The 12,769-nt window shown below is 51.6% G+C and carries 12 protein-coding genes and 1 pseudogene; 3 read left to right on the top strand and 10 right to left on the bottom strand.

Annotated features, from left to right (window positions below):
* Nucleotides 1–55: 55 nt before the first annotated feature.
* A complete protein-coding gene (locus H627_RS0104365; RefSeq protein WP_027827606.1) occupies nt 56–250 on the bottom strand; it encodes a hypothetical protein in 195 nt (64 codons plus the stop codon).
* 558 nt (nt 251–808) lie between these two features.
* On the opposite strand from H627_RS0104365, the gene H627_RS0104355 reads away from it, so the two are divergent.
* The 3 genes from H627_RS0104355 (at nt 809) to H627_RS0104345 (ending at nt 2,821) form a co-directional block, all read left to right on the top strand.
* Nucleotides 809–1,486 (top strand): CPBP family intramembrane glutamic endopeptidase, encoded by a 678-nt coding sequence (locus H627_RS0104355; protein ID WP_027827945.1) that lies wholly within the window; start codon nt 809–811, stop codon nt 1,484–1,486.
* Nucleotides 1,487–1,529: 43 nt separating this feature from the next.
* Nucleotides 1,530–1,862, top strand: coding sequence for a bacteriocin immunity family protein (locus H627_RS0104350; RefSeq protein WP_027827944.1), 333 nt, complete (start codon nt 1,530–1,532; stop codon nt 1,860–1,862).
* 194 nt (nt 1,863–2,056) lie between these two features.
* Nucleotides 2,057–2,821 carry a CPBP family intramembrane glutamic endopeptidase gene (locus H627_RS0104345; RefSeq protein WP_027827943.1) on the top strand — a complete coding sequence of 255 codons (765 nt, stop codon included), beginning with the start codon at nt 2,057–2,059 and terminating at the stop codon, nt 2,819–2,821.
* 10 nt (nt 2,822–2,831) lie between these two features.
* On the opposite strand, the gene H627_RS0104340 is transcribed toward H627_RS0104345, so the two are convergent.
* The 9 genes and pseudogenes from H627_RS0104340 to H627_RS0104300 form a co-directional block, all read right to left on the bottom strand.
* A complete protein-coding gene (locus H627_RS0104340; protein ID WP_027827942.1) occupies nt 2,832–3,701 on the bottom strand; it encodes a transcriptional regulator in 870 nt (289 codons plus the stop codon).
* A 235-nt stretch (nt 3,702–3,936) separates the two neighbouring features.
* Nucleotides 3,937–4,134 (bottom strand): hypothetical protein, encoded by a 198-nt coding sequence (locus H627_RS0104335; RefSeq protein WP_027827941.1) that lies wholly within the window; start codon nt 4,132–4,134, stop codon nt 3,937–3,939.
* 99 nt (nt 4,135–4,233) lie between these two features.
* Nucleotides 4,234–4,932, bottom strand: coding sequence for a CPBP family intramembrane glutamic endopeptidase (locus tag H627_RS16975; protein WP_258456868.1), 699 nt, complete (start codon nt 4,930–4,932; stop codon nt 4,234–4,236).
* A gap of 345 nt (nt 4,933–5,277) precedes the next feature.
* Nucleotides 5,278–6,285, bottom strand: a complete 1,008-nt coding sequence (locus H627_RS16970; protein ID WP_051225166.1) for an ABC transporter ATP-binding protein — start codon at nt 6,283–6,285, stop codon at nt 5,278–5,280.
* Nucleotides 6,285–7,355, bottom strand: a complete 1,071-nt coding sequence (locus H627_RS0104320) for an ABC transporter ATP-binding protein (RefSeq protein ID WP_027827940.1) — start codon at nt 7,353–7,355, stop codon at nt 6,285–6,287. The genes H627_RS16970 and H627_RS0104320 overlap by 1 nt, the downstream gene beginning before the upstream one ends.
* A 15-nt stretch (nt 7,356–7,370) precedes the next feature.
* On the bottom strand, nt 7,371–8,390 hold the full coding sequence (locus tag H627_RS0104315; RefSeq protein ID WP_027827939.1) for an ABC transporter permease: 1,020 nt from the start codon (nt 8,388–8,390) through the stop codon (nt 7,371–7,373).
* Nucleotides 8,390–9,316 carry an oligopeptide ABC transporter permease gene (gene opp3b, locus H627_RS0104310; protein ID WP_027827938.1) on the bottom strand — a complete coding sequence of 309 codons (927 nt, stop codon included), beginning with the start codon at nt 9,314–9,316 and terminating at the stop codon, nt 8,390–8,392. Before opp3b ends, H627_RS0104315 begins: the two co-directional genes overlap by 1 nt.
* Nucleotides 9,317–9,402: 86 nt before the next feature.
* A pseudogene (locus tag H627_RS16965) lies at nt 9,403–10,821 on the bottom strand (peptide ABC transporter substrate-binding protein); the annotation flags it as partial.
* Between the two features lie 270 nt (nt 10,822–11,091).
* Entirely contained in the window at nt 11,092–12,729 is a 1,638-nt protein-coding gene (locus H627_RS0104300) for a peptide ABC transporter substrate-binding protein (protein ID WP_027827937.1), read from the bottom strand.
* Between the last annotated feature and the right edge of the window lie 40 nt (nt 12,730–12,769).

The following is a 12,769-nucleotide window of genomic DNA, read 5'->3' as shown; positions in this document are numbered from 1 at the left end:
GGCCAAACCGTCGATTCCTTTGCGCAGGTCCGTTTTTCCGCAAATGATATAGATGTTAAGCTCTTGGATATTGGGGAACATTGCCTGTCAACTCCTGGAGCACCACGTGCAGAATTGCCCGGTCAACACCGGTGTAAAACACGACCTCGGCGTCCTTGAGCTTCACTCGTGCCGCAACCTGCGGTTTGACCAGCGGCTTCGGCGACCGGTCGGTCACCTGGATCGGCACGATATCTTTGATTTGAACCATGAAAGGCCTCCTTGTTTACTTGATAAACCAAGTTTACAAGGAGGCCTGCACCGGGTCACGATACCTATGTCAACGACCGCTTACGTTACATCTGCATAGTGAGTGGTGGTTGCGGAGGCGAAGATGGAATGTACGAGACCAACAACAAAGAATTGTTTTTCCAGTATTTAACACCGTTTTTGATTATTTTGGGTGTCGTTTTGCTTTTTAACTTGGCATCGGCGCTGATTGAATTACGTAAAGATTCGCGGCGAGGACTATCAGGCAAGGAGAAGGCGGCCAACTTTTTCCATAATTTGGCCCTAGGCATTGTCGATTTCGTGTTGAACTTTTTTCCTTGAATGATGGTGCACGGTTTCGATATGATTTGAATGGTAATTCAGACAGATTAATTGGCGACTTCTGGTCAGGGGCCGATTAATCTGTCTTTTTGTACCCACAATCAGTATGCAGAAGGCATCGTGCTCAGTGAGGAATCATAATAATAATTATCACCTTTTGCAGTGAATACGGAGGAAGCGTAGGGTAGGCACTATTGATTCGATGGGAGGGCACCTCGTGGTTGTTAAAAATATCGAAAAAATATTGCGTTATGGTGCTGCCTGGTTCGCGGCATGTATTTTGTTCATTGTCATTGAAATCCCGTCAATGGCCGAAACCTTGTGGCCGGGAGAATCCGTCCATTCGTTTTCTTTAGGCCGCCATTGGTTATTATTTATCCTGGCCACAGCAGTTATCGGCGTTATTGCGTTTGCCTTTGCCCGCCATGTGAGTGATGACGAAACACCTTGGCGCAGCCGAATTAGTGGCGACCATTGGCGCTTTGCGGCACTGATGCTGGTGTTAGGATTTGCTGGTCAGACACTATTATCGTTCTTAGCAGGGCCTGATCATTCTGGAGACGACATTCTGTTGGCGATGCGCAGCAGTCTCGCACCAATCACGGTGTTGGCACTCGTCGTGGTCTCGCCGTTTTTAGAAGAGATCTTGTTTCAAATGATTATTCAAAACGGTCTGCTGGTGAAACTGGGCGGTATTGGTTCAGTATTCGTGACGGCGCTGCTTTTTACCTTCGTCCATGGTTATGGCTTCTCCCTCGCCACCGCCGCGCTATTCTGCTCGGTGCTGTCGTATGGGACGACTTATTATGTTACCAAAGATCTGCGTTTGGCAATTTTGGTACATGGCCTATCTAATTTGTTGTCGCTGGTGGTCAACATGCTGGGCATTGCTTGAAATTAAGCAGACTGGTTAAGTGTGATTAAGGAGGACAAGTTCTATGAATACTAAAGAAAAGAAGCTCTTTCAAGCGTTGGATCAGGCGTATATGGATCCTGATGTGAAAAAAGATCCGAGTCTGACGGCCATGATTGAAGAAAACGCTGAGGTCCTCAATGCAAGTGATAGTAACGACGCATATATCCATGCTGTTGCCAATCTGGCCAATGGCATTTCCCAATATTATTTGACACACCGTGGCGTACCGGAGGTTTTGATGAGTATTTATCAGCTGATCAAGGCGGACATCCCGGAAGCGCATGTGGATGCGGATTATTACCGGAAGAAGGCAGAAGCAATCGGACTTAGTTTTTTCCCGGTCATCTTTCATTAGTGGGGCAGTGATAACAATATTTATCGGTTTTCGCGGGCTACAGAAAAATAGTGCAAAATAAGACAGGTATTGAATTGTAGAAGAAAAGTCAGCGCGCATAGTGCGTGACAACGGGCACCACTACTATCCTTAACAGGGCCGTATTTGAATCATGCTGCAGAGGTATTTCATAGCAGTCGAGGGGGAGAAACACCATGCGAAATAGAGCTGGGTCAACGATTGTCCGCCTAATTATTTTCCTGATTGCCGAGTTTTTTATCGATCAAGAAATAGTCGGCCGGTTTGTATCGTTCTTTAGATTATCCGATTTAGCGAGTATTGCGTTCTTTAAACTGCTGACGCTGGTCACGATTATCTTTTTAGTCAGGTTTGTGCTGCGCCAACCAATCGGCTTCAAGCGGCCAACCACGAAGGGCGGTTGGATCTTTTGGATCATCTGGGGGTTGGCCTGTTTGGGTTTGACGGTCTTGCTGCCGCAGCACTTCTTTGCCGCGGTTATTATTGGTTTGTGCGGGGCGGTGCCGGAGGAATTGATGTATCGTGCGGGCGTCTTCGGCGTTATATATAACACTGTGAATGGTCCAGAGCGCAAGAAGCCGCGGCTCTGGGTACCGTTGCTGCTCAGCAGTCTGCTCTTTGCCGCCAGTCACCTGATTAACTTGCAGACACAAACTGCGTTCGGCACCATGTTGCAGATTGTGCAAGCGTTCGGCATGGGCGTGCTCTTCTCAGCTGTGTATATCAGAATGCAGAACATTCTCTATCCGATGGCAGTTCATTTCTTTATCAATTTCATGGTGACTTCGATTAATGGCTATCCCGTCCCGGCCGCAACGGCCAAGGCTCATCCTTCAATCACTCCAACAATCGTGGCTTTGGTCATCTATTTGTCCGTCGCGGCCATTGTCCTCTTTCGAGCTCACCGGCCCAGCCAATTGGGTACAGAGACGTGGCGTTAACACGTTATGATTATAACTTAATCCCCAACTGAGACAGCCATTGCATATCACTTTCTCGCATCTGCGGATCAAAGAGAGCCCAGCTGTCCTCGATCATTTTAATGTGGTGCAGTGCTTCTGGAGAATGATTGCCGAGATAGGTGAACGCTTGCGTCAGCAAGTAGATACGCGAGGCAGTGAAGGGATCACGGGTCTGCGGGACGCCCTGCTGCGTGCGCTGCAGCAATTTGACCGCTTGGGTTTTATCGCCCCGGGCCAATAGGGCAAAACACATATTAAACAACGTTCCCATTACTGCCACATCGTAATCGGGAATATGCGTGGTATGGAACGAGGCCAGCATCGCATCGGCGAGCTGGACCATGATTGGAGTGGGCAAAAACGGCGCGGTGACCGCAAATATGGTGTATTCCAAGTCATACCAGGTTTGGCCGTGATTCAGAAAGAGCTGCAGGCGAGAAGCATCGATTTCTGAAAACATAAAAGCGTGGTCTTTAATAAAACCGGCCATACCTTGAATGCTGAGCAGCAGCATATCTTTTGGACCATCTTTCCGAGAGCCGGGATAGGCAGTGATGACTTCCTCACGCAACGCCGCCAGTCCGGCCAGATCATCATGGTTGCTGGCATGGCGCAAGGTGCGGGCGAAGCGGCTGAGCAAATCACTTCCGGGATCGGCCAGAACAAAGAATTCGTCGGTACTCATATACATATTAGTCAAAAGAGTGTGAAAATTGGTCAGGCCGATATCGGAATGGCTGTGTTCAAAGTTCGTAACGGTGGGTTGGGTCGCGTCACCCCGAATATCGTTGATCGATAGATTGCGCCGCTGACGGATTGAATTGAGCAATTGACCACAATGCAGTAGAAATTGGCTCATCAAATCTCCCCCCTCTATTAACCCGAGTATATCACGTTGAAAAGATGAAAAGAGTCTTGCATCTGGAATCAGCCCAGCGATGTTGGGTACTGATTGTAGATGCAAGACTACTTATAGTGAATTTTATTTTGTTTTATGCCGCTGGCTATACTCACCGAGCCGGAAAAAGACGACTGCGAGTACGCCAGAGAAAAAGTAGCCCCACCAGGGCATAGGCATCGTTCCTTTCTGTGGCTTAATGCTTAGCTTGTGCCCGTTGACGTACGACGGTGAGGACCATCTTAGCGGCAATGATGACTGCAGCAGCGGCCAAGATACCTTGAGCCAACGTGGTTAAGAGAGAGGGGTAACCGATTTGGTTTAAAATCAAAATGGCACCGCAGATGAGTAGAAGCAGAATTGTATCCAGCCATTGGTCAATGCTTTTCTCCATGGCAGCGGCCTCCTTACCTTAATGACAGCGGATCGAGAACCTGATGCCAGCAATTAAACTAGCATGTGTTTATTATAGTGAGAGGAGCCGCCTAAGCAACTACTGATAAGAATATTTAGAGTGGGCGGCGCTCCTTCGGTCATCGATGGCACGCGTGATCCGAGGCCAGGAAAGGGCAATGAGCAGAATTGACACTAAGCCGTAAGCAATCAGGGCAATCCCGCTGCGCTCAACACCGAATGAGCCGCCGGTTAGAAGTTGTGCGGGCGTTGTATTCGTTGAGGTGAAGACCAAGCCGGTACTGGAAAGACCAGAAACGGATGTGCCAAAGATACAGCCCTCCGCAAAATTCCAGATCGCGTGGAAAGCGCATCCTAACCAAATACTGCCGGTCAGCAAGCGCAATGCAGACATGGCGATACTGAATAAGAACAAGCCAATCATTGCGTAAAGATCATAGCCTGGATTGGCCACGTGCAGCACGGTGAAGAATAGCGCATTGGTCAAAAATGCGAGGCCAAGCCGATTGTGTTTGAGCCAATAGCCCATGATATAACCGCGGCACACAATTTCTTCAAAGGTCGCTTGCACACCGTAACCAAATAGAAATAGGATCAGCCAGAATACTTGGTGCCAATGAAACACGGTGGTGACATGATACCCGCCCAGCAGAGTAACGATCAGCCAAATTAGAGAAAACAGTAATAGACCGGCTACCGTGCCGGCGACTAGGTTTTTGCCGATGTGTTCGCCAGAAAACCCCAGCAGGTCTGGTTTGTGCCGATAATGAAGCGCCATTGCCAGTATTCCGATTCCCTCTGAATACAACAGTAATAGCTGCATAGGGTACATGTCCGAGATCGGCATGGTGAAACTGACGAATCCAAGGAAGAATTCCACCAGTTGGCCAATGAATGTCCAGCCCAGGGCAATCGCCCAGATAATAAAGATACGTTGAATTAGCTTAATTTTTATTGCTCCTTTCAATTATAACTTAGGACGAGCGTATCGCGTTTGGGCAGATAACGGAAATCTTGATAAGAATATTAATAATGGATTGACAAAACAATATAAAACCGCCGACTGACCCGAGCGTTTGCACAAACCCGGTTCAATCGGCGGTTATTTAGCGTATTGATGTTGTTAATCCGTAGTCGTCCCTACCAGTGGGGGATGGTCAACCAAATGACTCTTCACTGCCGCGGCTTTATACCCGGCAACCTCATCCGTCGCGGCGAAGACGAAGTGGTCAGGGTAGACCTCAACCATTCGCCGGCGCCGTTCGTCCTCCACCTTGCTGGCATCGTAGGGAATCGGGGTCCGCTTGCGTTCGATCTCCGGGTCGGGGATCGGGATGGCGGACAGCAGGCTCTGGGTATACGGGTGCAAGGGGTGGTTATAAACTTCATCGGCACTGGCCAATTCCACCAGGCGGCCGTAATGCATGACGGCGATTCGGTCAGAAATGTACTTGACCATGGACAGATCATGGGCGATGAAGAGATAGGTCAGGTTTTGCTTGTCCTGAATATCCTTCAAGAGGTTCACGACCTGGGCCTGGATCGACACGTCCAGGGCCGAAATGGGTTCGTCAGCGATGATGAATTCCGGCTCTACGGCCAGGGCGCGGGCAATCCCGATCCGCTGCCGCTGGCCGCCGGAGAATTCGTGGGGGTAACGGGTGGCGTGGTCTTTGTTCAGGCCGACTTCGTCCAATAAGGCGTTGACGCGATTGTCCCGGTCGGCGTTGCTTTTCGCCAAGTGGTGAATATCGATGCCTTCGGCGATGATATCCTTGACCTTCATCCGGGGATTCAGCGATGCGTAGGGGTCCTGGAAGATCATCTGGACCTTGCGCCGGAAGTCCAGCATGGCCTTGGAGCCGTTGCGCAGCCGGGCGATGTTTTGACCTTCGAAGAGCACATCGCCCCCGGTAGGCTGGTACAAGCGGATGATGGAGCGGCCGGTGGTGGTTTTACCAGAACCGGATTCACCCACCAGACCGAGCGTTTCGCCTTTGTAAATATTGAAGGAGATGTCTTGAATGGCCTTCACTTCGTCCTTTTTCCCTTTATTGAAGGTTTGGACAAGGTGTTCTACTTTGACCAGGATTTCCCGGTCGTCTTTTTTCGATGTTTTGTCGTCAGCCATCATTCTGCCTCCTTACCAGCAAATTGCGTTTCCCAGATCTGGCGCCGGCGTTTGATCTCCGGCGGTAATTCAACCTTTGGCGCGCCGGGATACAGCAGCCAAGTCGCGGCCGCATGGGTCGGGGACACTTGGAAGAAGGGCGGCTGCTGCTCTAGGTCGATCTGCATGGCGAAGGGATTGCGCGGGGCAAAGGCGTCGCCCTTGGGCGGGTCCAGCAGATCCGGCGGCGTGCCGGGAATGGCGTAGAGCCGGTCGGAGTTGGTCTCCAGCGTCGGCATCGCCTCCAGCAGGCCCCAAGTATACGGATGCTGGGCGTTGTAGAAAATCTCATCCACGGTGCCGTATTCGATGATCTTGCCGGCGTACATGACGGCGACGCGATCAGCGATCCCGGCCACAACTCCCAGGTCATGGGTAATGAAGATGATCGAGGTATCAATTTTTTCTTGAATTTCCTTCAGTAAATGAATGATCTGGGCCTGAATCGTCACGTCCAGGGCGGTCGTCGGTTCATCGGCCAGCAGAATCTGGGGATGGTTGATGATCGCGATGGCGATAACGATCCGTTGGCGCTGGCCGCCGGAGAATTGGTGGGGGTAGTCCTTCAGCCGCTCTTGGGCATCTTGGATCCCCACCAGCTTCAAGACCCGGACGGCTTCCGCCAGGGCTTTTTTCTCAGAAATATTCGTGTGCAGGCGCAGGGGTTCGGCGACCTGTTTACCGATGGGCATGGTCGGATCCAGACTAGTCATCGGATCCTGGAAAATCATGGCGATATCATTGCCTCGCATGGCATTGAGTTGGCGTTTGGTTTTCTTCAAAATGTCTGCATCGTGGAACATGATCTGGCCGCTGGCGATATGCGCATTATTGGCCAATAGCCCCATGATCGAGCGCACTGTAACGGATTTACCGGAGCCCGATTCGCCAACGATGGCCAGGGTTTCGCCTTTCTTCAAGTCGAAACTGACATCGCGAATCGCGTGGACGGGACCGGCGAAGGTGCGGAAGTCGATCTTGAGGTCTTTAACGGACAGAATCGGTTCTTCAGCTGGTTTGTTAGTTGCCATTGCTCGTCACTCTCCTTATCGATTATCACTGCGCGGGTCGAAGGCGTCGCGCAGACCGTCGGCCAGCAGGTTGAAGGCCAGCATCAAGACAACGATGACGACGGCAGGGAAAACCAGCTCGCTGGGATAGATCTGCAAGACCTTCTGACCATCGGACAACAACGTCCCCAGACTAGCCGTCGGCGCCGGCAGTCCGATCCCAATGTAACTCAGGAAGGCTTCGAAGAAGATGGCGGACGGGATGGTGAACATGGTCTGGATGATGATGGTGGAACTCAGGTTGGGGATCAGGTGCTTGAAGGCAATCTTCGTACTGGATTCGCCCAGTGTCCGGGCGGCCAGCACGAATTCCTGATCCTTCAATTGCAAAGTCTCAGCCCGTACCAGCCGGGCCATGGTCACCCAACCGGTCATGGCGATGGCCAGAATAATGGAGGTCAAGCCGGGCTTGAAGACCAGCAGCATCAAGATGACGACGATCAAGTTCGGCACGGACGAAATGATTTCGATGATCCGCTGCATGATCGTGTCGGTGGTGCCGCCTTTCCAACCAGAAATGATCCCGTAGAAGACTCCGATGGTCAGGTCAAAGAATGTGGCCAGCAGGGCGATGAACAGGGAAACCCGGGTGCCGACCAGAACCCGGGACAGCATGTCCCGGCCGAGGTAGTCGGTACCTAAGAAGAAATAGGTACCCTTGGGCACGCCATTTTTGGCGTACATATCAATGCCGTTACGGTAGCCGTTGATAAAGGGAATGTTCAGGTTGCCCCATTTCGGCGGCAAGTGGGTATAAGCCAGGTGCTGCCGGTTGGGATCGGCGGGGGAGAACCAAATCGACAACAGGGCAACGATCCCGATGATCACCAGAATCCAGAAGGAGATCAGGGCAAACTTATTTTGTTTCAGCCGGCGAATCGCGTCTTGGGAAAACGTCAGTGACGGGGCGGCAATTTTTTCTTGGGCCTGGGTGTTAGTGGCGACGTGTTTGAATGCGTCGGGCCCCAATTGCAGGTTTTCTTTTGTATCAGCCATTAGTTACCCTCCCCTGACAAGCGAATTCGCGGATCAATGAAGCCGTAAAGAATATCGACGATCAAAATGACGACGGTGAGCATGACGGAATAAAGCATGGTCAAGCCCATGATGACTGGATAGTCGTTCGTGGTGATCGACTGGACGAACTGTTGGCCGATGCCAGGGATGGCGAAGACGTTCTCGACGACCAGAGACCCGAGCATCAAGTCCACGGCCATGGGGCCAATGATGGTGACGATGGGAATCATGGAATTGCGCATTGCATGTTTGGCGACAACTTGCCATTGAGATTCGCCTTTGGACTTGGCCAATTCAATGTAGTCGGAACTCAGCACGTCCACCATTTCGGTCCGCATGAACCGGGCCGTGTTGGCCAGCGGCGCCATGGCTAAGGCCAGGGTGGGCAGGATGCTGGATGAAAAGCCGTCCCACAAAGCGATGGGGAAGAGCCGCCATTTGTAAGCCAACCAGAACTGCAACAGGGCCGCAAAGACGAAGTTGGGGATGGAGCGGCCGATGATGGCGAAAATCGTAGCGGTGGCATCCACCCAGGTATTCTTGCGGATCGCGGCGATCGCGCCCAGCAGGATACCCAGCAGGGTCCCAATGATCATAGCCTGAACCCCTAGTTGCAGCGAGGGTCCGATGCGGGTCGAGATCAGGTAAGAAACGGTTTGACCGGCAAATTGATAGGACTCGCCAAAATCACCGTGGGCAATGCCCACCATATAATTGAGGTATTGTTGCCAGACTGGCAGGTCCAGTCCGTATTGTTTACGCAGGATGGCAATCTGAGCCGCGGGGATCTTCGGGTTATTGAAGGGGGTCCCAGGCAGCAGCTTCATGAGGAAGAATGTGATACTGGCGACAATGAACAGCGTCAGCAGCAGATAGCCGATCCGTTTAAGCACGTATTTGACCATTTAGCTTCTCCTTACTAAATTTAGAAAAACGGCGCGGCCGCGACTTACGCCGCAGTCACACCGTTTCGCCGTATGGTTGTTCGCGATTACTTCTTCAGCGTGACACCAACGAAGTTATATGAACCACCCGGAGCGGTCTTCAAGTTCTGGACCTTCGGGTTGACCAAGTGGGCTTGGACCCGTTGATAGATCGGGATGATTCCCTGTTCCTTGGTCAAAATCTGTTGCGCTTGGATCAGGGCTTGCCAACGCTTTTCAGCATCAGTAGCATAGGTGGTCTTGCTTTGTTCGATCAGCTTGTCGTATTGGGCGTTAGACCATTTGCCGTCGTTGTAGCTGCCATCCGTGGTGAACAGATCCAGGAAGGTGATGGGATCGGGGAAGTCGGCACTCCAACCACCCATGACCATATCGAATTGGCCATTTTGGCTGCGGCTCAAGCGGGTCTTGAACGGTACTGTGGCGATGGTGACTTTCAAACCAGGCAGGTTCTTTTCCAAAGTGTTCTGGAGATACTCGCCGGATTTCTTGGCGTTATCGGTATCGTCGGTCAGCAGTTCAACGCTCAAGGTCTTCAGATTAGCCTCTTTCAATCCGGCTGTCCATAATGTCTTAGCTTCTTTAGGATTGTACTGGGTATATTGGCTATATCCCTTCGCAGCTTCTTTGGAGAAGTCTTCCTTGGTGCTGGGATCCTGGGCCAGCCCCTGAGGGGTCACGTTCGGGGCATCAATGGAACCGTCTTGCAGGACCTTCTTAATGTATTCCTCACGGTTGATGGACATCCCAATGGCTTGCCGGATCTTAGTATTTTTGAAAGCCGGGATCTTCTTCTCGTTCAGTTCCAGATAGAATGTTGATGCCTGTTTAACCCCTTGATAATCGGGTTTGCTCTTTGCAACTGCCGCTTGGTCGCCAGTCAGCGACGCATCATCCAGCTTGCCGGATTGATACAGGTTCATCGCTGTGGACGGATCTTTGATGGCAGTCACGTTGATTTGATCAATGTGCACGTTCTTGGCGTTCCAGTAAGTCGGGTTCTTAACTTCTTTCCAGGAGTTGTTTGTTCCGTTCCAACCGGTCAGCTTATAAGGGCCGTTGAAAACTAAGTATTTGGATTGGGTACCGAACTTCTTGCCATATTCGCCGACGGCTTTCTCACTTTGCGGGAAGAAAGCGGGGTTGACGAGCATTGTGTTGAAGTAGGGAATCGGGTGTTCCAAGGTAACCTGCAATTTGTCCTTGCTCAAAGCTTTAACGCCCAAAGTTGAGGCCTTAGCCTTGCCAGCCATGATCTTGTCTGCGTTCTTCACGCCGGAATACAAGTAGGCGTATTGGGACTTGGTCGCCGGGTCAACGGTGCGCCGCCAGGCAAAGACAAAGTCGCTGGCGGTCACGTCATCGCCGTTGCTCCATTTGCTGTTGCGCAGGTTGTAGGTGTATACCGTGCCGTTATCGGTCGGCTTCGCCACTGACTTGGCGACTGCCGGCTGCAAGTCGCTGCCGCCCCCAACTTAAAACCTATTGACTTTTTCACAGGGAAAACCTCCTCAAATAATTACCGTTACTTTAACTTACTTTATGGGTATTGTAAATAGCAATTCTCAATTAAGTGGCATATTCCCTAGTACGTTCTCATTGGTTGAGAGGTGTGTCAGGGCCGGCGGCAATCCTTTCATGGCCTAAAAAGCCGGCCTACGACAATGCTGTCGCGGACCGGCTGGTATATTCGGTAAATTAAATCTGCTTAGTATCTGCTCATTACAAGCGGTGGCCTACTTGATTTTTGCCCCGATGAAATTGTACAGGTTGTTTGGGCTGTACGTCATCCCTTGCATCTTCGGATTGACCAGGTGGGATTGCACCATTTGGTAAACGGGGACAATGCCTTCTTCCTTGGTCAGCAGTTCTTGGGCTTGACGCAGGTCGGTCCACCGTTTGGTTTCGTTGGTGGCGTCCGTGGTTTTCGATGCCGCAATCAGTGCGTCATACTGTTTGTTGCTGTAATGGCCAAAGTTATAGGTGTTGTCAGTGGTGAACAGGTCCAGGAAGGAGATCGGATCCGGGAAGTCCGCGCCCCAGCCGGAGATGACCATGTCGAAGTTGCCGGCCATACTGCGGGCAATCCGGGTCTTGAATGGTACAGGTTGGACCGAGATCTTCAAGCCAGGCAGTTCGCCCAGGGCGTTCTGGAAGTACTCGGCACTGCGTTTGGCCGCAGAGGTGTCATCGCTCAACAGGGTGATGTCCAGGCTCTTTTGACCAGTCTCTTGCAGCCCTTCCTGCCATAACTTCTTCGCCTTGGCTAAATTAAAAGCTGTGTACTGGGCCGTGCTAGCGGTCAGGCTCTTGGTAAAGTCTTTTCCAGTGGTGGGATCTTTGGCTAATCCGGAAGAGGTGACGGTATCGGTGCTGATGGAGCCGTCATCCAAGACTTTCTTGACGAATTCCTGCCGGTCAATAGCTAGAGAAACGGCTTGGCGCAGCTTGGTGTTGCGGAAGGCCGGGATCTTCTTCTGGTTGAATTCCAGATAGGTAGTCCGCGATTGCTTCATCCCTTTGTAATCTTTCTGGGACTTTGCCTGGGCGGCTTGATCGCCATCAAGCTGGGCGTCGTCCAATTTGCCGGCTTGGAACAGATTCATTGCCGTGGAAGCATCCTTGACGACTTGCACGTTGATCTTATTGACGTGGATATCTTTGGCGTTCCAGTAATCCGGGTTCTTGACTTCCGTCCAGCTGTTGCCGGTGCCATTCCATTTGGTCAGCTTGTAGGGGCCGTTGAAGACCAGGTACTTGGATTGGGTACCGAATTTCTTGCCGGCCTGGTCCACGACCTTCTGATTTTCTGGATAAAAGGCGTTAGAAACCATCATCGTACCGAAGTACGGGATGGCGTGTTCCAAAGTAACTTGGAAAGTGTGGTCGTCCAGGGCTTTGACGCCCAGGGTGTCCGCCTTCTTTTTGCCGGCCATGATCTGGTCGGCATTCTTGATGCCGGTGTAGAGATAGGCATACTGGGACTTAGTGGCCGGATCAACGGTTCGCCGCCAAGCGAAGACGAAGTCCTTGGCGGTCACAGGGTCGCCATTGCTCCACTTGGAATTGCGTAATTTGAAGGTGTAGACCGTGCCGTTTTGGGTCGGTTTGACGACACTCTTGGCGACACCGGGCTCCAACTCAGCGCCATAGTAACGGTACAAACCTTCGTAGGTGTCGGCGGCAGCTTGGCCGGAGACGGAATCGGTGATCAGGGACGGATCCATGGTAGTGATCACGTCTTTTTCCATCCGGGACCAGGTGGTGTCCGCACTGCTCTTGGCGTTGGCCCCTGACTTGCCTTGACAGGCAGTGAGCAGCAGCGCGGCAGCCAGGCCGACGGTGCCAATAATTGCAAAATATCGGTGTTTCATAAAAATCCTCCTCATGATAAAACACGGAACGGTCTTTGCA

It is taken from the genome of Schleiferilactobacillus harbinensis DSM 16991 (genome assembly GCF_000425885.1).
Lineage (GTDB): Bacteria > Bacillota > Bacilli > Lactobacillales > Lactobacillaceae > Schleiferilactobacillus > Schleiferilactobacillus harbinensis.
The sequence above is the reverse complement of the archived record's forward strand: the minus strand, read 5'-3'. Positions and strand labels throughout refer to the sequence as shown.